The organism is Pedobacter sp. AC464, from assembly GCF_979253075.1.
In genome coordinates, this window is the sequence record NZ_CEEDBV010000001.1 from 79,467 (window position 1) to 106,041 (window position 26,575).

Consider the following 26,575-nt stretch of genomic DNA (forward strand, 5'->3'; position numbering starts at 1 on the left):
AACCCGATCATCATGATAAAAATCAAAAAATATAGTATCCTAGCCCTTTCCTTAATCAGCTTATCGGCTGCTGCGCAAAAAGTAAAGCCACTTTTTGATGGTAAGACATTAACCGGCTGGAAAGCCGTAGCCGGTGCTGCCCCTTACAAAGTTGAAGATGGCGCAATTGTAGGCACCATGACCAAAGGAACGCCAAATTCATTCTTGATTACCGAAAAGGAATACGGTGATTTTATTCTTGAACTGGATGTAAAGCTCGAGGGGGAAACCACGAATTCTGGTGTTCAAACCCGCAGTCACCTTAAGCCGGAGGGAAACAATGGCAAAGGATTGGTTTTCGGCAGGCAGGTAGAAATAGACCCGACACCAAGAGCGTGGACGGGCGGCGTTTATGATGAAGCAAGAAGATTATGGTTGTATCCGCTCGAGCTAAATCCATCAGCAAAACCCTTGTATAAGAAAAATGAATTTAATCATTACCGGATTGAAAACATTGGCAATGAGCTGAGAACCTGGGTAAATGGAACACCCGTTGCCTACGTGATTGACACGCTCGACAAAGCTGGATTTATTGGCTTACAGGTGCATGGAATTGGCAATGAATTAGGCAATGATGGTAAGAAGGTTTACTTTAAAAACATCAATATTCAAACAGAAGGTTTAAAATTTAAATCTTTCCCGAAGGGGATTTATGCGGTGAATTTAACGCCAAATAACTTATCAGCATACGAAAAATCGGAAGGTTACAAGCTTCTGTTCGATGGTAAAAGCAATGCCGGTTGGGTTGGCGCTTATAAAACTGCTTTTCCGGCAAAGGGTTGGAAAATCGAAAACGGCGTAATCAGCGTAGAGCCATCAGGCGGAGCAGAATCTACGAACGGTGGCGATATTGTTACCAGGGAGGAGTTTGCAGCTTTTGATATGTCGTTCGAATTTAAACTGACACCCGGCGCAAACAGCGGTGTAAAATATTTTGTTACCCTGAGCGAAAAAAATACCGGTTCTGCAATTGGTTTGGAATACCAGGTTTTGGACGATGTGCTGCATCCTGATGCAAAACTAGGTAGGGATGGGAACCGCACTTTGGCATCGTTATACGATTTAATTACGGCAAAAAAGGAACCTCGTTACCTAAGGCCGATTGGCAGCTGGAATAATGCCCGATTGATCGTTTATCCAGATAACAAAGTTGAACACTACCTTAACGGCGTGAAAGTTTTAGAATATGTTCGTGGCTCCGAAGCCTTTAAGCAACTCGTAGCCATTAGCAAATACAAAGACTGGAAAAATTTCGGTGAGGCGCCAAAAGGACATATTTTACTTCAGGATCATGGTAATAAAGTAGATTTCAGAACCATTAAAATTAAGCCATTGTAAATGCATCGTCGTTCCTTCATAAAAAAGTCGGCATTGTTTGGTACCAGTATTTTAGCAACTGAAACTGTATTAGCAAACCTGAATTTAAACCGTGAAAAAATCATCAATATTGCAATGATTGGTTGCGGAGATAGGGGTAAAGGTGTGCTTTCTGTTATCGCATCAATGCCTGCAAAATTTAACATTGTAGCCTATTGCGACGTTTTGGATTTTCGCCTGGAAGAAACAAAAAAGTATGTTCCGGCGGCTGCGAGGCGGGTTAATGATTATCATAACGTTTTGGATGATAAATCAATCGATGCAGTTTTTATTGCGACGCCTTTGAGCGAACACTTTAAAATTGCAAAAGATGCTGTGCTGGCGGGTAAGCATGTGTACGTAGAAAAAACCATGACTTATAACATTGCCGAGGCTTTAGAACTGAGGAGTTTGGTTTTGAAATTTCCAAAACAGGTTTACCAGGTTGGTTATCAATATCGGTATTCGCCTTTGTATTTTCGCGTTAAGGATATGATTAAAACTGGCTATCTGGGTAAAGTTTCGCAGGTAGATTGCCGCTGGGACCGGAATGGGAATTGGAGGCGAAAAGTTGCCGACCCAAAATTAGAGCGACAAATAAACTGGCGCATGTATAAACAATATTCCGGCGGTTTAGCTGCAGAGCTCCTCTCGCATCAAATAGATTTTATTAACTGGGCGTTTGAAACGCAGCCAGATGAAATTACAGGCACCGGAGGAATAGATGTTTTTAAGGATGGACGCGAAACTTATGATAACATTCAATCTGTGCTTCGGTATAACAAAGACGGGATGATTGGTAATTTCGGCGCCACTTGCGGGAATGCTCATGACGGTTATCTTTTTAAGATAAAAGGGACTAAAGGCTCCGTTTCTCTGCTTACAAATACAGGGGTTTTTTATCCGGAGCAGGAAACAAAAAAAGAATTGGGCATTGTAGATGGCGTAACCGGCGCCAGTAAAATTGTTGTAAACCAGGATGGTGGCATCCCGATTCTCGATAAACCAACATTGGATGGCACAAACTATGCACTCGAGGAATTTTATGAATCGATTATTTCCGGAAAAGTTCCTGCATCAAATGTAAAAACGGGTACGCAAGCGGCCATTTGTGTAGCCATGTGCAATGAGGCAATTTATTCTGGCAACAAACAGCTTTGGAAAGCCGGGTACAGCATCTAAATTAGGAGGTGATTATTAAGGGGTAAAGTTACAAATCTGCGTATTCCGGCATTTCTGGCGTAAAAGCAAAGCTCCCTTTGGCTAAATCCATTTTGGCATACACGTGTTGAAGTCCGTTCGTAAGTACAATCCATTTAGCCTGGTGGATGGAATTATACCGCGAAGCTTGCTCAAAAACAGCCTGTGTAATTTTAACTTTTGGCGCTTTGCACTCTATCAGCATCAGCTTTTCTCCTGCGCTGTTATAAACCAAAATATCACTCCGTTTTTGAAGTTGATTTAACATTAATCCACCCTCAATTTGAATAAGCGTTTTTGGAAACTTTTTGCCTGCAATTAAATTTTGGATAAAATGCTGCCGGACCCATTCTTCCGGCGTTAGCACCAAATGCTTCTTCCTTAATTCATCAAAAATAAAAACAACATCATCTTTCCGGGTTATTTTAAATGGATATGGCGGAAGATTTAGTGGAGTCGGGGTAAACATTTTTCAGTTGGCGGTTCTCAGCAGAAAGAATCTCGTTAACAGTTTAGCAATAAACTAATTCAAACAAATTAAGGAAACAAAGTTAATATTGTTTGCAAACATTTAATAAATCCTAAAAGCTAAATTGTAATTTTACGGCAATGACTGCTGCCGAAATTATTAAAGACCTCAAAAGCCGGAAATTTAAACCGGTGTATTTACTGCATGGCGAAGAATCGTATTACATAGATCAGGTAACTGATTATATTGAAGATAAGTTGCTTAGCGACGCTGAAAAGGGTTTTAATCAAACTGTTTTGTATGGCAAAGATACCGACATGGCAACTGTTTTAGGTGCCGCAAAGCGATATCCTATGATGTCTGATTATCAGGTTGTTATCCTGAAAGAAGCCCAGGACTTGAAATGGGGAAAAGAAGATGCCAGCAGCAAGGAGGCAGAATTTGTATTAAACTATTTTGAGAAACCTTTGCCAAGCACAATTCTGGTTTTGGCGTTCAAATACGCAAATTTTGATAAGCGTAAAAAGATTTACAAAGCAATTGCTAAAAGCGGATTAATTTTCCAGTCAGACCCGGTTAGGGATTATAAACTGGTGCCCTGGATTGAAGAATTTGTTAAAGATAAGGGTTATAAAATCGACCAACAGGCATCTGCACTGATGGCTGAATATTTAGGAACGGATCTTTCTAAAATTGCGAATGAGATAGAAAAACTGATGCTCAATGTTGCTAAAGACGTTACAATCAATAGCGATTTGGTTCAGAAAAATATTGGCATCAGCAAAGAATACAATGTGTTCGAACTCCAAAAGGCCCTGGCCATTCGCGATGTTTTAAAATGCAATAAAATCATTAACTATTTTGCAAGCAACCCGAAAGCAAATCCAACGGTTATGGTAATGGCTAATCTGGGCGGCTATTTTACCAAGCTGTTAAAATATCATTACATTCCAAACAAAGCTGATGCCGCATCTGCACTTGGTGTGCCTCCGTTTTTTGTGAAGGATTACGAATCGGCAGCCAGAAACTACAATACAGGCAAAGTTTTTCAGGTGATTAGTCTGCTTAGGGAATACGATTTAAAAAGTAAAGGCTTAGACAGTTCGGGAAATGTGAATGATGGCGAACTTTTAAAGGAACTCGTTTTTAAAATTATACATTGATGTTAGCTTAGTTGTTAAGGGGGTGAATTTATTAACCGTAAAGCTGATTTAGCAGCCATGAAAAGCCCCGATTTAAGAGTTTAAGGATTAACATTGCTAACCGACGAAGTAAATAACCCATTAAAATAAATAACCGATATGCTACAGGGATTAAGAACAATAGTTTATTACGTTGGCGATTTAGAGGCTGCAAAAGAATGGTATAAAAAAGTATTTGAAATTGAACCGTATTTTGATGAATCTTTTTATGTAGGTTATCACATTGGTGGTTTCGAATTGGGATTAAATCCTGATGATACGGGTTACAGTAACGGCAACCATTCCATTACCTATTGGGGTGTTGCAGATATTAAGCAAACATTTACCCGCTTTAAAGAACTGGAAGTAGAAATACATGAGCAACCAAATAATGTTGGCGGCACGGTTTGGGTTGGAAGCATTTTCGACCCCTTTGGAAACGTTATCGGACTTATAGAAAATCCGGAATTCTCCCATTAGATTTCTTTTTGAGGCGAAATTCTTAAAATAAAGCCTTTGTAACTTAAAAGTTATTTCAAATACCGTATCAAAACCTGTCGGCAGACTATATTTACGGTTAAATCAACTAATTTGTTATGAAGAAAAATTTACTCAGCATTTTATTTGCTGTTTCTGCCATTGCTTGCGTTCAGGCGCAGGTGAGACAAGGCGGAGGTGCTGCAACAACCGACTCCACGCGGAGAGCGCCGGGCGCAGCCCTGGGTTCGGGTGTTAGAGCGCAGCCTAAACCTTACGATCAGGTTATTACAAGCAAAACATCAACCAGAAGGGGAATGATAACAACGCATAAACTGGAAGATAAATTCTTCTTTGAAATTGCCGATACCACTTTGGGAAGAGATATTTTGGTTGTTAGCCGTATTTCAAAGTCTGGCGCCGAAGTTAGAGCGGCTCAGGGTTATGCCGGCGACCAAATCGGAAGCTCGGTTATCCGTTTCGAGAAAGGACCGAACAATCGCATTTTCATGCGGAAAATAAGTTACAGAACTTACGGTCCTGATAGCACCACTTCAATGTATCAATCATTGAAAAATTCAAACATTCAAGCCATTGCGGCTTCGTTTAACATTGCCGCATATACTCCTGATAAAAAAGGAAGCGTAATTGATGTTACCGAATATCTTAACAGTGATAACGATATTTTTTATTTCAGTTCTCCGGCTGCAAAAACCCGTTTCAGGTTAGGTGCGCAACTTGCTGATAGAAGTTATGTTGTTGCTTTGAGAAGTTTCCCGATGAATGTGGAAATTAATACAGTAAAAACTTACAGCTTAACGGCAGCCCCAAACCCATTTGGTGGTGCTGCTCCGGCTGGGATGGGCGGTGGTGCCTCTGCAGGTTCATCAACTATCGAACTAAATACGTCACTGGTTATTCTGCCTAAAGTACCAATGAAAGCCCGCTACTTCGATCCTCGTGTAGGTTATTTTGCTGTTGGTTATACCGACTTCGACTTAAATCCACAGGGTGTTAAAGAAATCGAGTTAATTAAAAGATGGAGACTGGAGCCGAAACCACAGGATTTAGCCAAGTATAAACGTGGCGAACTGGTAGAGCCGGTTAAACCAATTATTTTTTACATCGACCCGGCAACTCCGAAAAAGTGGGTTCCATACTTAAAAGCAGGAGTTGATGATTGGGCAAAGGCTTTCGAAAAAGCAGGTTTCAAGAATGCAATTATGGCCAAAGAAGCGCCAACTGCAAAGCAGGATTCTACCTGGAGTATTGATGATGCTAGCCATTCGGCAATCGTTTACAAACCGTCTGAAATTGCAAATGCAAGCGGTCCAAGTATTTCAGATCCACGAAGTGGTGAGATTATGGAAAGTCATATAAACTGGTTCCATAATGTACAAAAACTGGTTCACGACTGGTACATGATTCAAACTGCAGCCGTAGACCCAAGGGCTCGCAAAATGACTTTCAGCGACGAATTGATGGGCGATTTAATTCGTTTTGTATCATCTCACGAGGTTGGTCACACTTTGGGCTTACGCCACAACTATGGCTCAAGCTCTACTGTTCCTACAGAAATGTTGAGAGACAAAAAATGGGTTGAAGCAAACGGCCACACACCATCTATTATGGATTATGCCCGTTTTAATTATGTGGCGCAGCCTGAAGATAACATCTCATCAAAGGGCTTGTATCCACGTATTGGTGATTACGACAAATGGGCGATTGAGTGGGGCTACAAATATTTCCCTGAAACCAAAAATGCACAGCAAGAAGTTCCGATTTTGAACAAGATGACAATCGAATCTGCTAAAAACCGCAGGTTATGGTTTGGTACTGAAACCAATCCTGATGATCCACATTCGCAGAACGAAGATTTATCAGATAATGCAATGAAAGCAAGTACTTATGGCATAAAAAACCTAAAAGTAATCTTAAGTAATTTACCTGTGTGGACTAAAGAACCTGCTGACGGATACGACAATTTAGCAAACATGTACGGTCAGTTGACTACCCAATTCGGTCGTTATATGGGCCATGTGGCCAAAAATATCGGCGGTGTTTACGAAAATCCAAAAACAGTTGAGCAGGTTGGAGCAGTTTACGAACGTACGCCGGCCGCAACACAAAAAGAGGCGATGAACTTCTTAGATGTGCAGTTGTTTAAAACACCAATGTGGATGATTGATAAACCGATTTTAGATAACATTGATCAAGACGGTTTAGAGGTTGTTGGTAGATTGCAAAACACAACAATTAACAGGTTGTTGGGTACAAATACGTTAACAAAGTTGATTTCTGCAGAAGCTGCGGATGGCGCAAGTGCCTACAAAATTACCGATTTGTTTGGTGATTTAAACGCTTCGATTTTTACCGAATTGAAAACTAGTCAGCCTATAGACGTGTATAGAAGAAATCTTCAAAAAATGTATGTTGATAAATTGATTTCAATCGTTAAACCTGGACCAGCGCCTACCGCTATTAACGCGATATTAGCTGGTGGGGGTAGAGGTGGAGCTGCTCAGGGTGGTATCACAGCTTCGCAAAGCGATGTGCTTTCTGTTGTAAAAGGCGAATTGAAATCCTTAGACGCTACGATTAAAACTGCTGCAAACTCTGCAACTGGTTTAAGCAAATATCATTTAGAAGATTTAGCGGGCAGAATTGACGATGCGCTTGATGCTAAAAGCAAATAACAAATAATTCGACTATTTAAAAAGGCTTCCTGAATTTCAGGAAGCCTTTTTTGTGTGACAAAAATTATATCTGATTTAAACCCAGAAAAATCAGGCCTACAAAAACTATCGCTGCTGCATAACCTAATATGGCAATTCGCTTATGCTCACCTTTTGCATTAAGTTTTTTGGTTTGCTTGTAAGCTGCCTCCCGGAAGGATTTTACATAAATCGAATCGTTTAACAAGGAAATGGAACTGGCAACCGATGGCGTTGGCTTAAATAGATCCGACGATGCATTACCGCGGTATTCTTTAAATTTTCGCAGGTTTTCTTCGCTTAATCTGAAGTTCTTCGAATCGTTTAGGGCAGCGTTTCTCAACGAATCTGTACTTTGACAGAATGCTTGATTGAACAGCAATAGAACTATTATTGTGGTAGATAGCTTTGTCTTTGACATGCTTAAAAATACAAACTTCTGAATATTAAATCCAATAATATATCTTAATTTAATTACAAATCTTTACGGTTATTTTTTACAAGATATGTCTTTTTAGGAGGACGATTAATTTCTTCCTTCTCCGTTTGATTTATCGTAAATTCGAAGCTTAAAACATTATAAATGAAACATTGGCTAGTAAAATCAGAACCTTTTAAATACAGTTGGGAAAAATTTAATGAAGATGGAAGAACCTTTTGGGATGGCGTTCGTAATTACCAGGCCAGAAATAACCTTAAAGAAATGAAAGCGGGCGATTTGGTTCTTTTTTATCATAGTAACGAAGGCAAAAATGTTGTTGGCGTAGCCAAGGTTGTAAAGGAATTTTATCAAGACCCGACAACTGATGATACAAACTGGGTTGTGGTAGATTTAGCGCCGGTGGAGGCGTTGAATAAACCGGTTTCTTTGGAGCAGATTAAAGCTGAAGAAAGTTTGAAAGATATATCGCTCATTCGCCAGGGAAGGCTATCTGTCATGCCCCTGAAAGCCGAGGAGTTTGATAAGATTTTAGAAATGGGCAGCTAGCTAAGCAAGCTGCTCATCCAGTTTTCTTTTGCTTAGCGTTAAGCCCAGTGTCATGATAATGCTGGTCCCTAAAACAACTAAAAATAGAAATGAAGTTCCAACTTCAGGCATTTTTAACGATGCAGGGAGGTTAAAATAAAGTAGAACACTTATCAGCCCGCGTGGCGCAAGGTATAAAATCGGCGCAGCGTTGCCTGATTTGAAAACTTTTAAAACCGCTAACCGAATTGAAAATATTGCAAGGAGAATAAATACGCCGTTGGCTAAAACCGGCAAATTATTCAACTCATAAATATCCATGGTAAAACCAAATATTACAAAAAAGAAAGTCCTTAAAATGAAGGCACTTTCTGCAGAAAGCTGGTAAAGTTGCGCTAAATCAGCGGTTAAGTTTTTGTATAAAAATGTAGTTCTAAACCAGGCATTTTTTATTGTATCCGCATTATTTAGAAAAAGCCCGGTACTCAAAATTAATACCAGGGAAGAAAGGTGGTACGATTGGCCAACGGCGTAAACTAATATTAAAATCGAGATTATTAAAAAGAATTTGATGTGGTGAATTAGCCTACCCATAATATACAGCAATACGATACAGGCAACAGCCGATAGCAGAATAATCAAAAAGGTGCTTAAGCCTAGTCCGATAAATGCCGAAGTAGTGATTGAATGATTTGCAATAGCAAAGTTGAAAATAATGATGCTGAGTATGTCTGAAAACGAAGATTCGTAAATTACAAATTCTCTGTCTTGCTTGCCCAACGCAGCCGCAGATGGTATTGCTATTGCCGAACTGATAACACTGAAAGGAATAGCATTAGCGATGCAGGAGTGCAAATCGCGATGCGAAATCTGGTAAATGATTAAGGTTATGATGGTAACCGTACCTAACAGTATGGTTAATGCAGACAAAAAGGCGCTCCTGATTACTTTGTTTTTTGCAGCGTCGTACTTTAATTCTAATGAACCCTCAAAAACAATGAGAATTAAACCAACGGTGCCTAACGTTGGCAAAATAGATAAAAAATTGAAAGTTTGTATTTTAAGGTAACCGACAAGAAAACGCAGGCCGATTCCAAGTAGCAATAGTAATAAAACCGATGGTATTTTGGTTTTGCTCGCCACTAAATCGAACAGATAGGAAAATATTACTAATCCGCTTAAAATAATAAGAATGGTATAGGTTGTCATTTTCTTAGCGTTTGGTAAATCGCTAAAATAAAACAATCATGTTAACCGGAAAGAAATCTTGTGTAAAAGTTACGGTTTAAAAAACAAAGCTTTAAGCTCGCTGGCATCTTCAGGATTCATTTTTCCTCCTAACACCAACCGTAATTGCCTCCGTCTCAAAGCCCCGTCAAACAGCGCAATTTCTTCTGCAGTTTCCGGGATTGCCTCTGGAACGGGAATGGTACGTGCACTCTGATCTACAGCAACAAAAGTATAGTAAGCTTCATTACTTTTCTGACGGGCACCACTTGGAATGTTTTCGGCCCAAACATCCAGTCTCACTTCTACAGACGTATTAAAGGCACGCGTAACCTTTGCCTCAATAGTAATAACGTCTCCAAGTTTTATCGGATGTTTAAAAGAAACGTTATCTACAGAAGCCGTTACAACAATTCGATTACAGTGTTTTTGAGCAGAAATCGCAGCCGCAATGTCCATCCAATGCAATAAACGGCCACCCATAAGGTTATTTAATGTATTGGTATCATTAGGTAAAACCAACTCATTCATTATCGTAAAACTTTCTCTGGCAAATTTCTTTTTCAAACTCATAATCGAGCGCAAAAGTAATTAAAAGCACCATTAAAACAGTATGTTTTTTGTTTTAACCCTTTGTTCCAATAAAGTTTTCAATTCAGTAGCTATCAGGAATTCATCCGTTTTGAAGCCTATTTTCCAGTTGCATCTACCAATTTACCTTTGGCCTACACGCCACAAAAACAATTAACGAACTATCATGTTATCTTTGCTTAAAATCGAATTAATGCAAAACCAAACAATCATCCAATTCTTTCATTGGTATTATAACGAAGCGCAAAACCTGTGGACCAAAGTAGTTTACGAGGCGAATCATTTAAAAGAAATTGGTGTTACTGCGGTGTGGTTGCCGCCGGCATACAAATCTAATAACGCTGCTTACGATGTTGGCTATGCCGTTTATGACTTGTTTGATTTAGGTGAATTTGACCAAAAAGGCGCTGTTAATACTAAATACGGCACAAAAGACCAATACCTGAAGGCTATAGATGCTTTACATGAAAATGGTATCGCGGCGATTGCCGATATCGTTTTTAACCATAAAGCCGGTGGCGATGAGTTAGAAAAAGTAAAAGTAAGGACTGTAAATCCTGATAACCGAACCGAATTTACAAGCGATGTTTTCGAGATTGAAGCCTGGACGAAATTTACCTTTCCGGGCAGGCAAGGTAAATATTCGGAGTTTATCTGGGATCATATGTGCTTTAGTGGGGTTGATTGGGCCGAAGATTTAAAGGAAACAGCTATCTATTCTATACAAAATTATCTTGGAGAGGGGTTTGAGCAGGTGCCGTCTACAGAGCTTGGGAATTATGATTACTTGATGTTTAATGACATTGATTATCGTAACCAGGCTGTTATTGAAGAATTGAAATATTGGGGAACGTGGCTGGTTGAAACCACAAAAATTGATGGTTTCAGACTCGATGCCGTTAAACACATTAACCCTGAGTTTATAATCGGATGGCTCGATCATCTTGATGAGAAATTTAACCGCAAGTTTTTCGTCGTTGCAGAGGATTGGAACGTGGTTGATATTGAAGGACAATTGGAGTACATAGACATTACTGCCGGAAGAACGCAAATCTTTGATTCATTACTTCATCATAACTTTTACCTGGCCAGCCATGAAGAAAACCAGTTCGATATGCGAACGATTTTTGATAAAACCCTGGTTCAGGTTAAGCCGGAACTTGCGGTGACTTTTGTGGATAATCATGACTCGCAACCGCTGCAAGCGCTAGAGTCTTACGTAGACTTTTGGTTCAGGCCATTAGCTTACGCGATAATATTGTTGCGGGAACAAGGCATCCCATGTTTGTTTTTCCCCGATTTATATGGTGGCATTTACGATGATAAAGACAAGGAAGGTAATGATGTACATATCGAATTGGCCGCCTTGCCTGAAGTTGAAACGATGTGTAAAATAAGAAGCGCTTTAGCTTACGGTTTGCAGAGAGAGCATTTTGATCATGGCAACTGTGTTGGGTGGACCAGGGAAGGTGATGATGAGCATGAAAACAGTGGCCTGGCTGTTTTAATGAGTACAGGTGAAGCGGGGTTCAAATCAATGGAAATGGGCAAAAAGTTTGAGGGTAAAACCTTTATTGATGCGCTCGGCCATTGCAGTCAGGAAGTTATAGTCGATGAAAATGGTTGGGCAGAGTTTCACTGCAACGCAGGCAGTGTATCGGTTTGGGTTTTAAAAACGCAGTAATTATCGGTCGTTTACTCTATTACTTAAGTTGTTATAACCAACCAGCGTGTCCCACCGGGCACCAGGCCTTCTGTAATAAACAAAAATTTGATAGCTGTTTTCTGTCTGGAAAAAAGAACCCTCGAAGGGTTGCGTTTCTATGGTTTTCGTTTCTTTATTAACCCACGCGTATTCATAATCATAGAGGCCTTGTTTTAGCAAAATATTGGCGTAAAATTGCTTTCTGCCGGCATCATAAATAAGCTTGTTTTCTTTAGTGAGCGTATAATTGTTAAACCGCCCAACCACGTAAGCATCGCCATTTAAGGTTGGCGCAGCAGCATTCAGCGTGAAAAGTACACTCATATATTCCGCCTCCGTTCTGTCGTTGCGGCCATCAGAATTGCGGATAAAAAAATTTCCGTTTTCATCAAACTGGGTGCCAAATGCGCCCTTGTCCCGCGGCGCATCTTGAAAAAGCATCAAGCTAACAGATTCTTTATCGCGGTAAATATCCTTTACATTTTCTCCTTTAAAACGCAAACTTCTGGTGTCGAACTTTCTAAACTCGTTGTTGCCCCAAAAGTCATTGGTCGTTAAATCGTTATATACAAGTTGATTTGGCCTTACAAAAGCTGGCCGTGTGTTGAGTTGTGCAGTATTTTGATTGAAATTTTGCATCACAACAGCTTTAATGTCCTGGTAAGGATTTGGAATATTTATCGAGTGATTTATGGTAAAATTGATTTTTTGTTTGCTGTTTCTGTCTGCTACCTGCAAAGAATTGGTAATTTCTGCGGCTACGGCAACCTGGCTATCCAAAATATAAAAGCGTTGCGAAATAACAGGCTTATTTTTATCGCCATCTAAATAAACCTTTAAAATATAGTTGCCACCAATTTTTGGCCTAACCTGCGTATTCGGTAAGCTTATTTCATAATGTGTATATTTTCTGGTCGTATTTGATGAGTAGCGGTAATCGGTTATTCTATCATCGCTAAAGCCATCCAAATAATCCGTTGTCGCAATTCTCGATGTTTGCCAGTCTGAGGTGCAATGTTCAACCGTATACCAGTAGTTTTGAGTTCCGGCCAATAAATCATCAAAGGAAAATATAATTTTTTCTGCCGAGGTGATGGCAATTAGCGGTATGCTTTGTTCTTTTGAGCTGTTGTAACAAAGAACAGTTTTGATGTTTGGGAGGTATGTTTTGTTTTCGTTGGTGAAATTTTTATCGTTTTGCGCAAAGCTTAGTATTGGGATGAAAAATAAAAGTATTCCGATTAGTTTTTGCATGGTTAAAAGTAAAGAGTATTAACCAGACATTAAAAACTAAACACAGATATTTTTAAGTTGCTTCGAAACACCGATGCCTAACACAACACCTCTATCATTAATTATGCTTATTGGAAATCAGCGCAAGCAAACCTGTTTATTTTGCCTGATTAGGGTAAAAAATTAAAGACGCAGTATTTTAATAGCACTTTATGAATCATGTAAGAAGTAAACCGTCGCAGCCGGAGAAAAACCGGCTGCGCAAACAACTTATGTTTAACCTTCCAGTTCCATAATCTCAGCAGCTAGGGTTTCCCACTTTGTTTGCTGCGTATCTAAATCCTGTTTTGCTGTAAGATAGCGTTTATTGGCTTCGGCAAGCTTATCAGCTTTGCTATAAACATTTTCATCAGCCAGTTCCGATTCTATACTTTTAACAGAAGCTTCCAGTTCAGAAATTTGATTTTCTATTTTCTTCAGCTCATCATTAAGTTTTTTTAATTGATTGGCTGTGTTTTGTGTAACAGGCTTTGGCTCTTCTTTCTTCTTCTCAGGCATTTTAACCGGAATAGGTTTAGAAGCCGGAATTACACGTTTGCTGTTCCATTCTTCGTATTCCGCGTAAGTGCCCGGGTATTGTTTTATTTTTTCGTTTTCGATAAACCAGATCTTGTTCGCTACATTATCCAGGAAATACCTATCGTGAGAAACCGCTATAAACGTTCCTTCAAACTGTTGCAAAGCCTGTATTAAAATATTAACAGATTGTATATCAAGGTGATTCGTTGGCTCATCGAGAATTAGAAAGTTCGAATCTGTTGTTAGTGATTTTGCCAAAGCAACACGCGATTTTTCACCGCCTGATAACACTTTAATTTTTTTGAAAACATCATCACCGGTAAACAGGAAACAGCCTAAAATACTCCTTAATTCGGTGTCTGTGTGTCTAGGGGCAAAGGCTTGCAACTCTTCTAAAATTGCATTATCCAGGTGTAAAGATTCCAACTGGTGCTGGGCAAAAAACGTTGTTGTAACGTTATGGCCGGTTTCGCAAAGGCCCTCAAATTTTTCGGTTCCGGCAATCATTCTAAGCAAGGTAGATTTACCTTTACCATTTGCGCCAATTAATGCAATTTTATCGCCCTTTTCTATTACGGCCTCGGCATCTTCCAAAATATGCACGTTTGGATAATGTTTAGTCGCATGTTCAATACGCACCACATGGCGGCCCGATGGTTTTGTAAATTTAAAGCTAAAATTTACCGTCGGGTTATCATCATCAACATCATCAATCCGCTCCATTTTATCCAGCGCCTTCATCCTCGATTGCGCCATTTTTGCTTTCGATGCTTTAGCCTTAAAACGCTCAATCAGCCGCTCTTCCTGCTTAATTTTTGCCTGCTGATTTTTAAATTCGCCTTTTTGTATTTCGCCACGCAAAGCTTTTTCTTCTACGTAAAAACTATAATTACCGGCATAAACGGTTAATTTTCCCTTGCGGGATTCAACAGTGCGGTTTACAATTTTATCCAGAAAATACCTATCGTGAGAAACGATTACAATAGCCCCTTCAAAGCCTGCTAGATAGTTCTCCAGCCACTTAATAGAAGGTAAATCCATGTGGTTGGTTGGCTCATCGAGTAACAAAATATCGGGGTTTTGTAATAAGATTTTAGCCAACATTACCCGCATACGCCAACCCCCGGAAAATGTATTTAACGGACGTAGTTGATCTGCAGTGCTGAAACCTAATCCGGCTAAAATCTCGTTTGCCCTATATTCGATATTATAGCCATCCAAAGCCTCAAATTCTTGCTGCTTATCGCTTAATTTGTACAAAACTTCTTCACTGTAATCCGTCTCAATTTTTTTAAGCAATTCCTCAATTTCATCATGCAACTGATTTTGGCGCTCAAAGGCCTCCATGGCCACATGTAAAATGGTATGGTGCGATTCGTAAGAAAGTAAATCCTGGTTTAAGTAACCGATTTTTAAGTCTTTAGACATAGAAACCGTTCCCGAGCTTGGCGCATACTCGCCCACGATAATCTTTAAAAGTGTAGATTTTCCTGTACCGTTAGCACCGATTAAACCAGCTCTGTCGCCCGGTTTAATGTGCCAGTTTGCATCTTCGTATAAGGCCCGCGAGCCAATTAAGAAAGTTAAATTATTTATTGAAATCATTTCGGCTGCAAAAGTACGAATTTTAAAGGCTTCTTTTGCCTGAAACTTAAATAGAAAAATCTGTCCCGCAAGTCATCGCTTTCGGCTAACGACTGCTTTTAGAAGTTAAAAATAATCTGTAAAGCAGAAACAACATTTCATATCAATGTTTGTTCCTGCTGTCCGTTGCAACAAAAGCAGAAAAAGCTTTTGGTTTCCACTGCAATCAGGTTTATAAAGAAAATTCGTGGCTTTGAAAAAATTGTTTCTTTCTGGCTCAAACAGCTCAACATTACCCATGCATCAAATGAAAATTAATGATACATTTGATTACCAAGTCACCCGAAAAATGAAAAACGACAACATTAAAATTATTAATACTGAGGTGCTTTCAGATAATTGGTATACGCTAAAAAAAATCACTTTTGAATACACCAGAAAAGATGGCACAACAGAAATCCAAAACCGAGAAGCCTATGATCGGGGTAATGGTGCCACCATTTTACTTTATAACCGGGCGAATCAAACGGTAATTTTAACCCGACAATTTCGGTTGCCAACGTATATTAACGGCAACGAAAGCGGCATGTTGATTGAAACCTGTGCAGGATTGTTGGATAAAGATAATCCGGAAACGGCAATTAAACGCGAAACCGAAGAAGAAACCGGCTATAAAATTAAAGACGTTAAAAAGGTTTTCGAGGCATATATGTCGCCGGGCTCGGTTACTGAAATCCTTTATTTCTTCGTGGCAGAATATTCAAAAGATATGAAGGTTAACGAAGGTGGCGGCCATCACGACGAGCAGGAAAACATTGAGGTTCTGGAACTTTCTTTTTCTGATGCATTGAACAAATTAGAAACCGGTGAGATTAAAGATGGCAAAACCATTATGCTGTTACAGTATGCGCAGGTTAACAACCTAATGCGTTAATCTATAGGTTTTTTCGGTAGGATTTCAAAAATATTATGGCTTAAACAATGTATTAACGTTTTTCCGCTGCGGTTTAAAATTAGGTCTAATATTATAGACAATCCGTTTCACATCCCTAAACTTAGTGAACGTTTTTAAAATAATTAGCCATAAATTTTGTTTCTAAAGAAATCTGTTTACATTTGTACTGTAATAAAAATAATTACAGAATGAACAATAGTCGATTTCCAGTCTCATTACACATTTTAACCCTGCTTCATGATGCGCAAGGTAGCTTAGTGAGCTCGGATTATTTGGCGGGTAGCATCAACATTAACCCGGTTTTGGTGCGTAAAGAAATCATTAACTTACGCAAACACGGGTTTGTAGATAGCAAAGAAGGGAAGGGTGGCGGTTCATTTCTTGCCAAAAATGCGGTTGACATAAACCTAGGAGACGTTTACAAAGCCGTAAAGAGCAGCAATATTTTAGGTCAGAACAAAAACGAGCCGAACCCGAATTGCCCGATTGGCAGACAAATTAACGAACACCTTAATACGCTTTACAGCGAAGCTGAAAATGCTTTGATTGAAAACTTGTCAACACAAACCTTGGCCGATTTCACCTCGAAGTTTAAATAAATTTTTTTAACCAAAACTGTAACAAAATATATTACAATTAATAAATTTTATAATTAAAATACAATAACATGAAAGTAGCATTAATAGGCGCCTCAGGATTTGTAGGTAAAGCCGTTTTAAACGAGTTAATTAGTCGTGGCAATGAAGTAATTGCAATTGCCCGCAATACCGACAAAATTGAAAGCACAAATGAAAAAGTAACCAATGTAGCAGTTGACGTTTTGGATACTGAAAAATTAACCGAAGCAATAAATGGCGCAGATGCGGTGATTAGTGCATTTAATGCCGGGTGGACTAACCCAAACCTTTATGATGACACGATAAAAGGCGCAGAAGCAATCCAAAAAGCCGTTAAAGCATCTGATGTAAAGCGGTATATTTTTATCGGTGGAGCCGGCACTTTGCAAATTGATGGTAGCCAGTTGGTTGATGGTCCGGAATTTCCGAAGGAGATTTATCCTGGCGCTTCTGCAGTGAGAGATTATTTCAACATTTTGAAACAAGAAAAAGAACTAGACTGGCTATTTTTCAGTCCTGCTATTGAGATGCACCCGGGGATTAACATCGGTCGCACCGGGAAATACCGTTTAGGTAAAACTTCTCCTGTTTTTAACGAAGATGGTCGTTCTGTTTTATCAGTTGAAGATTTGGCGATTGTGCTGGCCGATGAGCTTGAAAACAATGCTCATCACCAGGAACAATTTACAGCGGCTTACTAGTTCGGATAAAATGTAGTGATGTAAGGTGGAAAATGCGATAACTACCCTTATATATTTTCCATCTTTACATTTTCCATATTTTATTTATCTTCGTTGCATGTATCGCCTAATTAAACCAATATTCTTCAAATTTGACCCAGAAAACGTACATTATTTCGTTGTGAAGCGGTTGAAGTGGTTTAATGACAAGTTTCCGCTCGGAAAAACCATCATAAGAAGTAGTTTCGATGTTCACATCCGGGGATTAGAAAAAGAGGTTTTCGGCATCAAATTCCGTAATCCCGTAGGTTTGGCTGCCGGTTTCGATAAAAACGGCGAATATGTTGAGGCATTGAGTAATCTTGGCTTTGGGTTTATCGAGGTAGGCACAGTAACGCCAATGCCACAACCTGGAAACGATAAGCCACGAATGTTTCGTTTGCCAAATGATGAAGCTTTAATTAACAGGATGGGTTTCAACAACAAGGGGGTTGATGTTATGGCCGAACGTTTGCGTTTGCTAAAAGATAAACATCCAGATATTGTTGTTGGAGGAAATATCGGCAAAAATAAAGCAACCCCGAATGAAGATGCCGTTAGCGATTATATAAAATGTTTCGATAGGTTGTTTGATGTGGTTGATTACTTTGTGGTAAACGTGAGTTCTCCTAATACCCCTGGTTTACGAGCCTTGCAGGAGAAAGAACCGTTAAAAAAAATACTGAATACGCTACAACAGCGTAACCAAAAGCACGGCATTTCGAGACCTATTTTATTAAAAATAGCGCCAGATCTAACTAATGAACAATTGGATGATATTGTAGAAATCGTAGCTGAAACTCAAATTGCAGGGATAATTGCAACAAATACTACGGTAAGCCGCGAAAACTTAGCTACCGAAAAAGCAATTGCAGAAGAAATGGGTGGTTTAAGCGGTAAGCCGGTTAAAGATCGTTCAACAGAGGTTATAAAATACCTTTCCCGAAAATCTAACAAAGCTTTTCCAATTATTGGTGTTGGTGGAATTCATTCTGCGCAAGACGCCCAGGATAAATTGGATGCGGGAGCAAGTTTGGTTCAATTGTATACCGGTTTTATTTATGAAGGTCCGGGTTTAATTAAATCAATTTGTAAAGCTTTGGTAAGTTAATATTTGCAAGCGCTAAAAATTTAAAAGGCAACCCACTACGGGTTGCCTTTTAAATTATAAATTACTTTTACGATCAATTTTATTTATGACGTGGCGGGTTGCTCATCGAAATTAACCATCCAGGCAATGCCAAACTTATCTAAAAACATACCAAAGTAAGCACCCCAGAAAGTTTTATTCAAAGCCATGGTTACCTGTCCGCCTGCTGAAAGGGAATTAAAAAGGTTATCTGCTTCAACCTTACTTTCAGCGTTTATTGAAATCGAAAAGTTATTTCCCTTTTGAAACTGAGAAGCCCATTCGCCGCCTGTATCGCTACCCATTAAGCAGGTTTCCTTGCTAATTGGCAGGGTTACATGCATAATTTTATTGCCATCTGCCGCATTCATTGGTTCGCAATTCGGATCCTCCTGTGGCATATCTTTAAACCTGCCGATATAAGGGAATTCACCGCCGAAAACCGATTGATAAAATTTGAAGGCTTCTTCACAATTGCCATCAAATGTTAAGTAAACATTTACTGTTGCCATATTTATTTATTTAGTTTAGCTATTTAAAAGCAGTTGTAAACATCTGGGATGGCTATAGGAGAATGATTTGTTCTAAAGGTATAAAAATTTATTTTATTCTATTTAGTTGTAGTCCGTTGGTGAAGATTTATTTATTTCTGGCCGCAATGGCGTTAATCCATATGGGTGCGAAAGGTGATGTACAGCCTTTTGAAACGGGATAGTCGCGGTAAATTCCGAGTTTTTCGCCAATTGCCAAAGCCTGCTCACGGTAATGCGGATGATTAATTCCAATTTGAGCCAGGGTGGTGTTCATGGTCCACTGAACCTCAGGCGCTGCATCTGCCATGTCTAACTCTATCCGTTTTAAAGTTTTGTCGATATCAATACCTTGTGGCGCTCTAACGATTCTGCCACTCATCAGGCTCCAGCCCGCACGGGCAAGCATTGTATCGGCTGAGTTCATCCATTTTTCCCTAAATTGTTCTTTGTGGGGTAAGTCTTTAATTACGTAATTGTAGAACCAATCTGCCGCCCAGGCGAAGTTTTCTGAGGAAACCATTTGCTCAATCTCCTGCGTTGATAATTTTTTTGGTTCGAGGATGAGAATCGCAAGCATTCTGGCATCTATGTTTCCAGTTTCCCAAAGCTGAATTGCTAAAGCATGGTTTACTTTTATTTTCTTCGCCAGGTTTCTGATGTCGCCCATTTTAACGCCATAAAGATTTTCCCTGGCCCCATTCTTTAAGTGTTGCTTACGAACTTTTTCGTCGGCGAGTGATTGTAATTCTGCAAGAGTTTCGTGAAGATTCATATTCGCTCAAAATTTCTGTTTCCAAATTTATTTATTTCTCAGCATTTTGAACACAAAAAAAGCATCCTTTGATCAGAAGGATGCTTAAATTTTTTAGAAGAAAATCTAAAACTATTTTGCCAAAGCAGCTAAAACAGCGTTGTTTTTAGCTAATTGATCGTTTTTAGGTTGTGCAGAGCGACTTCCTAACTCAACGTTAGTTGCTCTTTTTAAAAAATCTACCTCTTGGTGAGCTGTATTTTTATTTCTTCTGTCTTTTCTTTTTAATCTGGTAACTGCCATGGTAATAACCTTTTAATTATTTTATTTGTACAAATGGAGGTCGAGAGCGGATTCGAACCGCTGTAGAAGGTTTTGCAGACCTCTGCCTAGCCACTCGGCCACTCGACCCTTAAATTCAAGGCTGCAAAAATAGCAATTATTAGTTAGCCCGCAAATATAAATGAATTTTAATGCGATTTAATTTTGCGTCCTGGCGATTTCCGAGCAAAAAATAGCAGCACTAACGGCAACATTTAGCGATTCTGCCTCGCCAAACCGCGGTATGGTAACAGGTTTAGTAATCTTGTTCATCACATCAGCCGAAATTCCTTTCCCTTCGTTACCTAAAATAATTAAACCCTCCTTTTTCCAATCGGTATGATAAATAGACTCGCCCTCAAGCAAGGCACCAAACACCGGAATCTGATTGTTTTCTAAAAGTGCGTTTAAATCATTGTAATGAACGTTTACGCGGGCGAGTGAACCCATGGTTGCCTGAACTGTTTTTGGGTTGAAAACTTCTACGCAATCTTCCGAGCAAATAATGTTTTTAAAACCAAACCAATCAGCAGTTCTAATAATTGTACCCATATTACCCGGGTCTTGCACGCCATCCAACACAATTGTAAACTGATTCCTCAGGTTTTGCAAATCAGCCGGCTTACTTTCCGGTAAATGAACTACGGCTAAAAATCCTTGCGGGGTTTGTAAAGTACTAATCTTACCCAATTCAACGTTGTTTACCTCAAATAAGTTTATATTTGCTGGTAATTTGGGTAACAAACCGGAGTGTTCGCTAAGGTAAAAAATAGTGTGTATGCGGTAAGGAGATTGTATAAATTCTTTAATTGATTTTATACCTTCAACCAGAAATAATCCATTTTCTTTACGGTATTTTTTTTGATGTAACGACTTAATAAAACTAATCTGAGATTTTGAAAGCATACAAATCCTTTAAATGTTCTAAACTGAAAAGCCCTGCAATATTACTATTTATTATTGTTTTAATGCAGGCCTGTTCATCAACTAAATACATTCCTGATTACCAATCGATAGTTAAAAAGGTTACCATCGATAGCATTGATGCTAAGTTTGAAGAGCAGGCTTATAACTATGTTCAGAAAGATATTCGCCCATCATCACCTTTTAGTATTAATGTTCCGCTGTATAATCTGTTTAACACCAAAGATGGCCGCTATAAAACTACAGATATTAAGCCTTTTGGTACGCCCCCTTCAATTCTGGATAGTACGCTCGTGGAAATATCCAGAACACAGATAGAAAAGTTTTTAAAAGGGAAGGGGTACTTTCAGGCGAAGGTTACATCTGATATAAAAGTAAAAGATAAAAAGGCAGAGGTTAAGTTTAAGGCAGATCCTGGTCCTACATCTTTTATCGGTAAACTTTCCGACTCGATTTACACACCAAATATCAAAGGCATTTATCATGCTGAAAAGTCGAAATTTACACACCTGCGCCCGGGCATGCAATATGACTCTGATTCATTATCGTATGAGAGAGAGCAGATTTACCGGGTAATGAAAGAGAATGGATATTTTTACTTTCTCCGACCTTACATAAATTTTGATGTTATTGAAACTACTGATGTGAAAAAGGTTGATTTAAGGCTGAACGTAACTAATCCACCATCCGGAAACCATAAGCAATATAATATTGGCACCACTTACATGATTATTGCTCCAAGTCCTGACGGTTTTCCAGATTCACTTCGAAACTATGTAAACAGAGATACCACCCGTGGCGTTTCTTTTACCGATTTATCTAAACGTTACCGTAGAAACCCGATACTGAGGTATGATTTTTTGAAAAGGGGCGAAATGTATGATATAAGGAATGAAAATCTTACCTACGACAGGCTCTATGAATTAAACATCTTTAAAAATGTTAAAATAGATTATTACAATCAGGACAGTACATCAAACAAAATAAATCCGATAATTTTGTTAACACCGCAGAAGGTAATGAGCAATCGTGTAGAAGGCGAGGTGCCGTTTAACGGAGGTACAGTGGGCTTTACCCTCAGCAATACTTATACAAATAATAACTTTTTCAGGGGCGCAGAGCGATTCGAATTGCAGGTTAAAGGCGGTTTGCAATCCAGAATTGGAAATGGCGCTTCTCCTTTCAGCGATATTTATCAGCGAGATTTTTCGATAAGTTCAAGCATCAGCGTTCCACGATTGATGATCCCTTTTTATAACCCTGTTTTGGGTGCGAACGGAATGCCACATACCACGTTTTCGACCAGTTATATTTATGCCTTACAAAAGGATGTTTCGGTACGAAGGATTTTCATCAACTCAATTACTTACGATTGGGTTGAAACCAAGTCGAAACTGCACTCATTTACACCTCTAAATTTTGAGTATCGGTTTGGAAACCTTGAACGCGATAAAATTAGCGACAGTGCATTTGTAAGCAATGTTTATTATGCAACATTGTTAGACAGGAAAGATTTTACGCTCGGCATGAAATACAACTATACCTTAAATGGCGACAAGCTAAATCAGCTTAGATCCTTCATTTACTTTAGAGGTGCTATGGACATGGCTGGGAACATGTTGCAACTGGTTTCTAATCTTTCGGGCAAAAAAGTTGATATAGACAAAGGTGAGCAAGCTAAATTTTTAGGCTTGCCATTTACTCAATACATAAGGCCGGAGGCTGATGTCAGGTATTACAAGCATTTGGGCGGCGACAGGCAGTTTGTTGCCCGTTTAAACGTCGGCGTTGGTTATGCATACGGTAATTCCCGTTTGGTTGGAATGCCTTTCGAAAAGAAATTTTTTGCAGGTGGTTCAAGCGGCATCAGAGCCTGGCAGGCCAGAACAATTGGCCCGGGTAATTACAATAGAGAAACGCTGGGAACCGATTCTGTTGGAAATGCACTCAGAAAAGCACTTTTTGGTTTAGATCAACTCGGCGAGATGCGAATTGAAGGTAACCTGGAATACAGATACATGCTGCTCAAGAAATTTTTTGGTGCCTCGCTTAAAGGCGCTGCTTTTGTAGATTATGGCAACGTTTGGAATTTAAATGCCAGCGATGGAGAAGAAAAGATGTTTAAATTAAGCAGGCTTGTGCAACAGCTTGCAATTGGAACCGGAATTGGTTTACGCTACGATGTACAATACTTTGTTTTCAGATTCGACATTGGCCTAAAGCTTAAAGATCCACAATTCTCGGGTTCCGACCAATGGGTAATTGGCAAATTTCTATCTGGCGGCAGGGATTTCAAAAACACTTATAACGCAACACATGGCCCAGATACCTACCGTTTTCTCCAATACAATTTTGGCATAGGTATGCCTTTTTAGTCAGCAAAAGCTTAATATTCGGTTAGAACTGCAGAGCGTTTAAAATCTTGCCGTTTATTTAGCTAAAACAGGTTTTTCAGGCCATCAAAAATACTTTCGAAGAAAGTGGCAATATTTAACCCACTACTGTGATTAAAATATACAAAAGCCAGAAAAATAATTACTGCAAATATGATGAGCTTGCGAAATGCGAAGGCCAAAATAACCAGTACAATTGGGATGATGAATAACCAAAGGCTGTTGATTGGATATGGTGTTAAATCTGCATCTTTTTTGTAAACATAAACCAGTTTACTGTGTGTGCCAGAATCGTTCTGATGTTTTAAGTAGATGAAGGTAGAACGTTCTATTGGTAGCGGCAGCACAGCAATCCCATCATTAAATTTTAAGCTTTGGGTAAAACCACTAACGCTGAAAGTGTAAATTCCGTTTATATTTTCATTCGGTACATCAAGCGAATCTGCAGCAATAATTGCAAGCTTATTATTTTTGAGCAGGTTCTCTTTAACGATAAAGTTATTAATGGCCGCCGTTTGAGCAAAGCCGAAATAGCCTGTTAGGCAAATAAAAATTAAGATAAATCCTCGTTTCATTCTATAGAACGTTTGTTGTAAATTAAATAGCCAATATGCAATAATACACCATTTCTTTTAATCGCATCGTTATATAAGTTATAACTTAAGCTTACAGGGCCAACCGGCGTGTGGTAAACTAAGCCTGCGGTGCCTGCGTACCTAATCTTCGTTATCGCTTTCGCGTAAACAACATCTTGCAGGTTATCAAGCTCGTATTCCTTATGTGGGAGGAAAAGATAACCTTCCAGCCTGATGTCGAGGTTTTTTCTAAAACTGAATACGTTTTTCAACCCTCCGGCGGCGTATGTAGAAGCCCTGAATTTATCCAGAAACAATGACCGGCTATCCTGCAAAGGGTAAAATGCAGGCGAAGCAAGCAATGTTGAATAATAGTTATTGAACAAAGGTTGATTTGAAATTACGCCTTCGACCAGATAACCCAGTGTGTATTTTTTTAGGTGAAGAAAATAGTTTTCCTGAGTAAGTTTTACACCAACCCATTGCCTCAAATGATTTGAAGGCTTAATTGTATTCGCCGGAACAGTGTTTCTGAAAATGTTGCCCGGGTTGTAGTTTTCCCTTCCAGTTGTGAAATTGAAGCTGAGTAAAAAGCGCTGCCCACGACTGGCATATTGTTTCCGGTTTAATGAGTTTTTCTCTAAATTCAGAGCACCTTTAAAACCATTAAAAATCGTTTGGTCAAGGAAATCGCCCACCGCAAAAGTATTGTTAGGACTGTAACGATCGTTGTTGTTGATAAACGATGAATGTAGCATAACCTTGGTATTGTAATTTAGCGGAACGCCCATCATCAAGTCTATCTTTCTATCTGCCTGTTCAATATAAATAGGGCGTGGGTTTTCGATAAAAATCTGGCTGGTGTTATAAAAATTCCAGTGGTTGTAAGTCAGCTCTGCACCCACAAACAATGGCAGTTTTGTTGGGTAATCGATTCGGCCGCTTACCTGAACAGATTCGTAAAAACGACCCGAATAAAAACTCGTTCCAAAGGTATACGATTTACGGTTTAAGTAATTGTATTGCACCCCCAAAAAGACATTACTTATTGGCCTGGTTGATATGTTGCCACCCAAATCCAGCTTAAAGCTTTTTTTCGGCTGGGCCACAACTTCAAAAGTATAGCTATCTGTTGTTGGTTGATAAACAATTTTCGGGTAAATGGTTTCGAAAGTCTGGTCGGCAACAAGCTTGTAATAACCTCGTTTAATATCCTGTAAGTTGAACGTTTTTTTATCACTTTTAAAAAGCCGTTCTACATAACGTTTTTGCTGCTCATTTACGCCGCTTACCGTTATATTGCTGAACACTAAATCTGGTTTTTTGCTGTTAAATTTTGCCCTTCTTTTTTCCAGCTCTTCGTCTGTAACCCGGTTGCTTATCAAAGCCTTAATGCGGTCCATATCGGCCATTGTTGCATCGTAACCTTTTTTTATTAAATCTTCTACCGGCGTAAAATTAGTAACGCTGTAGCCCGTCAAATCTGGCTGGATATAGACGCCGTTTTTCCCAACCATTGTAGAGTCTGATTTGGACAGGAACATAAATACCAAAAAACGATTCATCAAACGATCATCATTGTTTTTAGGATACTCATTGTAGGTTTTCGAAGAAACATTGGCGCCGATAATGTAATCAGGTTTGAAATCCCTTTCCATAATATCTACCGGGAAATTATTGTATAGGCCACCATCAAAAACATATTTTCCGTCGAGCTTTATCGGCCGGTAAATAATGGGAACAGTCATAGTTGCCCGCACTGCTTCTGCCAAACTGCCCTTACTAACGGTTATGCTTTTTTGCGAAAGTACATCGGCTACCATGCATCGGTAAGGAATAAAAAGATTATCGAAGTTATCTTTCGATGCGGCCGATGCCTGCGAGAAAAGTTCTAAGAATGCAAAATTTAGTGGTATATCATTTATTAGATTGGAGCGGAAACTGAAATGGAAACCAGTATCGATAGCAACTTTTGCTGCCAGCATAGAGGCATTGGGTGCATTTTTTTCGAAAAAATAAGTATAATCGCTGGTGTATCTTCCATTTACCCAATTCTGAAAGTCATCGCTTGTGGCGATTTTTTCTATCTGAGCTGGCGAATACCCGGCGGCATACATTGCACCTACAATACCACCCATCGAAGTACCGGTAATATAATCAATCGGTATGTGATTTTCTTCCAGGGCTTTTAGTGTGCCAATATGTGCTAAACCTTTCGCGCCGCCGCCACTGAATACAAGGCCAACCTTTTGCGCATGCAATTGGACACAGCAAAAAATCAAAAGCATCAGCAAGAATCTTTTAAAAGCTACCACATTCTAAAAATAAGGTTTTCT

The 26,575-nt window shown here is 39.3% G+C and carries 24 protein-coding genes and 1 tRNA gene; 12 read left to right on the top strand and 13 right to left on the bottom strand.

Annotated elements, in window-relative coordinates:
* The first annotated feature begins 12 nt into the window (after nucleotides 1-12).
* Both AC0IWT_RS00350 and AC0IWT_RS00355 read left to right on the top strand, forming a co-directional pair.
* Nucleotides 13-1,377, top strand: coding sequence for a 3-keto-disaccharide hydrolase (locus AC0IWT_RS00350; protein WP_471795490.1), 1,365 nt, complete (start codon nucleotides 13-15; stop codon nucleotides 1,375-1,377).
* Nucleotides 1,378-2,577, top strand: coding sequence for a Gfo/Idh/MocA family protein (locus AC0IWT_RS00355; RefSeq protein ID WP_471795491.1), 1,200 nt, complete (start codon nucleotides 1,378-1,380; stop codon nucleotides 2,575-2,577).
* A 28-nt stretch (nucleotides 2,578-2,605) separates the two neighbouring features.
* Here the strand turns inward: AC0IWT_RS00355 and AC0IWT_RS00360 are convergent, their stop codons facing one another.
* Complete coding sequence (locus tag AC0IWT_RS00360; protein WP_471795492.1) at nucleotides 2,606-3,064, bottom strand: type I restriction enzyme HsdR N-terminal domain-containing protein; 459 nt, start codon at nucleotides 3,062-3,064, stop codon at nucleotides 2,606-2,608.
* Nucleotides 3,065-3,204: 140 nt separating this feature from the next.
* Here AC0IWT_RS00360 and holA point away from each other — a divergent pair, with 140 nt between their 5' ends.
* The 3 genes from holA (at nucleotide 3,205) to AC0IWT_RS00375 (ending at nucleotide 7,418) form a co-directional block, all read left to right on the top strand.
* On the top strand, nucleotides 3,205-4,227 hold the full coding sequence (gene holA, locus AC0IWT_RS00365; protein ID WP_471795493.1) for a DNA polymerase III subunit delta: 1,023 nt from the start codon (nucleotides 3,205-3,207) through the stop codon (nucleotides 4,225-4,227).
* A 138-nt stretch (nucleotides 4,228-4,365) separates the two neighbouring features.
* Nucleotides 4,366-4,725, top strand: a complete 360-nt coding sequence (locus tag AC0IWT_RS00370; protein ID WP_471795494.1) for a VOC family protein — start codon at nucleotides 4,366-4,368, stop codon at nucleotides 4,723-4,725.
* Nucleotides 4,726-4,841: 116 nt separating this feature from the next.
* A complete protein-coding gene (locus AC0IWT_RS00375) occupies nucleotides 4,842-7,418 on the top strand; it encodes a zinc-dependent metalloprotease (RefSeq protein ID WP_471795495.1) in 2,577 nt (858 codons plus the stop codon).
* Nucleotides 7,419-7,482: 64 nt separating this feature from the next.
* Here the strand turns inward: AC0IWT_RS00375 and AC0IWT_RS00380 are convergent, their stop codons facing one another.
* Entirely contained in the window at nucleotides 7,483-7,857 is a 375-nt protein-coding gene (locus tag AC0IWT_RS00380; RefSeq protein ID WP_471795496.1) for a hypothetical protein, read from the bottom strand.
* 162 nt (nucleotides 7,858-8,019) lie between these two features.
* Here AC0IWT_RS00380 and AC0IWT_RS00385 point away from each other — a divergent pair, with 162 nt between their 5' ends.
* Nucleotides 8,020-8,424, top strand: a complete 405-nt coding sequence (locus AC0IWT_RS00385; RefSeq protein WP_056870502.1) for an EVE domain-containing protein — start codon at nucleotides 8,020-8,022, stop codon at nucleotides 8,422-8,424.
* Here AC0IWT_RS00385 and AC0IWT_RS00390 read toward each other — a convergent pair whose 3' ends face one another.
* Nucleotides 8,425-9,612, bottom strand: coding sequence for a cation:proton antiporter domain-containing protein (locus tag AC0IWT_RS00390; protein WP_471795497.1), 1,188 nt, complete (start codon nucleotides 9,610-9,612; stop codon nucleotides 8,425-8,427).
* Nucleotides 9,613-9,681: 69 nt separating this feature from the next.
* Nucleotides 9,682-10,203 (bottom strand): acyl-CoA thioesterase, encoded by a 522-nt coding sequence (locus AC0IWT_RS00395; protein WP_056870501.1) that lies wholly within the window; start codon nucleotides 10,201-10,203, stop codon nucleotides 9,682-9,684.
* Nucleotides 10,204-10,414: 211 nt separating this feature from the next.
* Here AC0IWT_RS00395 and AC0IWT_RS00400 point away from each other — a divergent pair, with 211 nt between their 5' ends.
* On the top strand, nucleotides 10,415-11,905 hold the full coding sequence (locus AC0IWT_RS00400) for an alpha-amylase (protein ID WP_471795498.1): 1,491 nt from the start codon (nucleotides 10,415-10,417) through the stop codon (nucleotides 11,903-11,905).
* On the opposite strand, the gene AC0IWT_RS00405 is transcribed toward AC0IWT_RS00400, so the two are convergent.
* Together AC0IWT_RS00405 and AC0IWT_RS00410 are read right to left on the bottom strand one after the other, a co-directional pair.
* The gene (locus AC0IWT_RS00405; protein WP_471795499.1) at nucleotides 11,906-13,180 is read right to left on the bottom strand and encodes a type IX secretion system plug protein; all 1,275 of its coding nucleotides are present in this window, start codon (nucleotides 13,178-13,180) and stop codon (nucleotides 11,906-11,908) included. It abuts the gene before it with no gap.
* Nucleotides 13,181-13,435: 255 nt separating this feature from the next.
* On the bottom strand, nucleotides 13,436-15,343 hold the full coding sequence (locus AC0IWT_RS00410; protein WP_471795500.1) for an ABC-F family ATP-binding cassette domain-containing protein: 1,908 nt from the start codon (nucleotides 15,341-15,343) through the stop codon (nucleotides 13,436-13,438).
* A gap of 328 nt (nucleotides 15,344-15,671) precedes the next feature.
* Between AC0IWT_RS00410 and nudK the strand changes: the two genes are divergently transcribed.
* The 4 genes from nudK to AC0IWT_RS00430 all read left to right on the top strand — a co-directional run bounded on the left by nudK (nucleotide 15,672) and on the right by AC0IWT_RS00430 (nucleotide 18,724).
* On the top strand, nucleotides 15,672-16,256 hold the full coding sequence (nudK, locus tag AC0IWT_RS00415; protein ID WP_471795501.1) for a GDP-mannose pyrophosphatase NudK: 585 nt from the start codon (nucleotides 15,672-15,674) through the stop codon (nucleotides 16,254-16,256).
* A 209-nt stretch (nucleotides 16,257-16,465) separates the two neighbouring features.
* Nucleotides 16,466-16,876: an Rrf2 family transcriptional regulator gene (locus AC0IWT_RS00420; RefSeq protein ID WP_056870496.1), complete on the top strand. Its 411-nt coding sequence runs from the start codon at nucleotides 16,466-16,468 to the stop codon at nucleotides 16,874-16,876.
* Between the two features lie 68 nt (nucleotides 16,877-16,944).
* Nucleotides 16,945-17,595 carry an NAD(P)-dependent oxidoreductase gene (locus tag AC0IWT_RS00425; RefSeq protein WP_471795502.1) on the top strand — a complete coding sequence of 217 codons (651 nt, stop codon included), beginning with the start codon at nucleotides 16,945-16,947 and terminating at the stop codon, nucleotides 17,593-17,595.
* A gap of 97 nt (nucleotides 17,596-17,692) precedes the next feature.
* Nucleotides 17,693-18,724, top strand: a complete 1,032-nt coding sequence (locus AC0IWT_RS00430) for a quinone-dependent dihydroorotate dehydrogenase (RefSeq protein ID WP_471795503.1) — start codon at nucleotides 17,693-17,695, stop codon at nucleotides 18,722-18,724.
* 83 nt (nucleotides 18,725-18,807) lie between these two features.
* On the opposite strand, the gene AC0IWT_RS00435 is transcribed toward AC0IWT_RS00430, so the two are convergent.
* The 5 genes from AC0IWT_RS00435 to AC0IWT_RS00455 form a co-directional block, all read right to left on the bottom strand.
* The gene (locus tag AC0IWT_RS00435; RefSeq protein ID WP_471795504.1) at nucleotides 18,808-19,254 is read right to left on the bottom strand and encodes a VOC family protein; all 447 of its coding nucleotides are present in this window, start codon (nucleotides 19,252-19,254) and stop codon (nucleotides 18,808-18,810) included.
* A gap of 127 nt (nucleotides 19,255-19,381) precedes the next feature.
* Entirely contained in the window at nucleotides 19,382-20,047 is a 666-nt protein-coding gene (locus AC0IWT_RS00440) for a DNA alkylation repair protein (RefSeq protein ID WP_471795505.1), read from the bottom strand.
* Between the two features lie 111 nt (nucleotides 20,048-20,158).
* Entirely contained in the window at nucleotides 20,159-20,329 is a 171-nt protein-coding gene (locus tag AC0IWT_RS00445) for a hypothetical protein (protein WP_056870951.1), read from the bottom strand.
* Between the two features lie 34 nt (nucleotides 20,330-20,363).
* Nucleotides 20,364-20,437: transfer RNA gene (locus AC0IWT_RS00450), tRNA-Cys, on the bottom strand.
* A gap of 69 nt (nucleotides 20,438-20,506) precedes the next feature.
* Nucleotides 20,507-21,253 carry a TrmH family RNA methyltransferase gene (locus AC0IWT_RS00455; RefSeq protein WP_056870950.1) on the bottom strand — a complete coding sequence of 249 codons (747 nt, stop codon included), beginning with the start codon at nucleotides 21,251-21,253 and terminating at the stop codon, nucleotides 20,507-20,509.
* On the opposite strand from AC0IWT_RS00455, the gene tamL reads away from it, so the two are divergent.
* A complete protein-coding gene (gene tamL / locus AC0IWT_RS00460) occupies nucleotides 21,244-23,646 on the top strand; it encodes a translocation and assembly module lipoprotein TamL (RefSeq protein ID WP_471795506.1) in 2,403 nt (800 codons plus the stop codon). The two genes, AC0IWT_RS00455 and tamL, sit on opposite strands and share 10 nt — an antisense overlap.
* 62 nt (nucleotides 23,647-23,708) lie before the next feature.
* On the opposite strand, the gene AC0IWT_RS00465 is transcribed toward tamL, so the two are convergent.
* Together AC0IWT_RS00465 and AC0IWT_RS00470 are read right to left on the bottom strand one after the other, a co-directional pair.
* The gene (locus AC0IWT_RS00465) at nucleotides 23,709-24,239 is read right to left on the bottom strand and encodes a hypothetical protein (RefSeq protein WP_471795507.1); all 531 of its coding nucleotides are present in this window, start codon (nucleotides 24,237-24,239) and stop codon (nucleotides 23,709-23,711) included.
* Nucleotides 24,236-26,527 (bottom strand): patatin-like phospholipase family protein, encoded by a 2,292-nt coding sequence (locus AC0IWT_RS00470; RefSeq protein ID WP_471795508.1) that lies wholly within the window; start codon nucleotides 26,525-26,527, stop codon nucleotides 24,236-24,238. The genes AC0IWT_RS00465 and AC0IWT_RS00470 overlap by 4 nt, the downstream gene beginning before the upstream one ends.
* Between the last annotated feature and the right edge of the window lie 48 nt (nucleotides 26,528-26,575).

Bases quoted from the DNA above. Each gene is read 5' to 3' on its own strand.
- AC0IWT_RS00350 (WP_471795490.1), top strand. From the start codon at position 13: ATGATAAAAATCAAAAAATATAGTATCCTAGCCCTTTCCTTAATCAGC.
- AC0IWT_RS00355 (WP_471795491.1), top strand. From the start codon at position 1,378: ATGCATCGTCGTTCCTTCATAAAAAAGTCGGCATTGTTTGGTACCAGT.
- AC0IWT_RS00360 (WP_471795492.1), bottom strand. From the start codon at position 3,064: ATGTTTACCCCGACTCCACTAAATCTTCCGCCATATCCATTTAAAATA.
- holA (WP_471795493.1), top strand. From the start codon at position 3,205: ATGACTGCTGCCGAAATTATTAAAGACCTCAAAAGCCGGAAATTTAAA.
- AC0IWT_RS00370 (WP_471795494.1), top strand. From the start codon at position 4,366: ATGCTACAGGGATTAAGAACAATAGTTTATTACGTTGGCGATTTAGAG.
- AC0IWT_RS00375 (WP_471795495.1), top strand. From the start codon at position 4,842: ATGAAGAAAAATTTACTCAGCATTTTATTTGCTGTTTCTGCCATTGCT.
- AC0IWT_RS00380 (WP_471795496.1), bottom strand. From the start codon at position 7,857: ATGTCAAAGACAAAGCTATCTACCACAATAATAGTTCTATTGCTGTTC.
- AC0IWT_RS00385 (WP_056870502.1), top strand. From the start codon at position 8,020: ATGAAACATTGGCTAGTAAAATCAGAACCTTTTAAATACAGTTGGGAA.
- AC0IWT_RS00390 (WP_471795497.1), bottom strand. From the start codon at position 9,612: ATGACAACCTATACCATTCTTATTATTTTAAGCGGATTAGTAATATTT.
- AC0IWT_RS00395 (WP_056870501.1), bottom strand. From the start codon at position 10,203: ATGAGTTTGAAAAAGAAATTTGCCAGAGAAAGTTTTACGATAATGAAT.
- AC0IWT_RS00400 (WP_471795498.1), top strand. From the start codon at position 10,415: ATGCAAAACCAAACAATCATCCAATTCTTTCATTGGTATTATAACGAA.
- AC0IWT_RS00405 (WP_471795499.1), bottom strand. From the start codon at position 13,180: ATGCAAAAACTAATCGGAATACTTTTATTTTTCATCCCAATACTAAGC.
- AC0IWT_RS00410 (WP_471795500.1), bottom strand. From the start codon at position 15,343: ATGATTTCAATAAATAATTTAACTTTCTTAATTGGCTCGCGGGCCTTA.
- nudK (WP_471795501.1), top strand. From the start codon at position 15,672: ATGAAAAACGACAACATTAAAATTATTAATACTGAGGTGCTTTCAGAT.
- AC0IWT_RS00420 (WP_056870496.1), top strand. From the start codon at position 16,466: ATGAACAATAGTCGATTTCCAGTCTCATTACACATTTTAACCCTGCTT.
- AC0IWT_RS00425 (WP_471795502.1), top strand. From the start codon at position 16,945: ATGAAAGTAGCATTAATAGGCGCCTCAGGATTTGTAGGTAAAGCCGTT.
- AC0IWT_RS00430 (WP_471795503.1), top strand. From the start codon at position 17,693: ATGTATCGCCTAATTAAACCAATATTCTTCAAATTTGACCCAGAAAAC.
- AC0IWT_RS00435 (WP_471795504.1), bottom strand. From the start codon at position 19,254: ATGGCAACAGTAAATGTTTACTTAACATTTGATGGCAATTGTGAAGAA.
- AC0IWT_RS00440 (WP_471795505.1), bottom strand. From the start codon at position 20,047: ATGAATCTTCACGAAACTCTTGCAGAATTACAATCACTCGCCGACGAA.
- AC0IWT_RS00445 (WP_056870951.1), bottom strand. From the start codon at position 20,329: ATGGCAGTTACCAGATTAAAAAGAAAAGACAGAAGAAATAAAAATACA.
- AC0IWT_RS00455 (WP_056870950.1), bottom strand. From the start codon at position 21,253: ATGCTTTCAAAATCTCAGATTAGTTTTATTAAGTCGTTACATCAAAAA.
- AC0IWT_RS00465 (WP_471795507.1), bottom strand. From the start codon at position 24,239: ATGAAACGAGGATTTATCTTAATTTTTATTTGCCTAACAGGCTATTTC.
- AC0IWT_RS00470 (WP_471795508.1), bottom strand. From the start codon at position 26,527: ATGCTTTTGATTTTTTGCTGTGTCCAATTGCATGCGCAAAAGGTTGGC.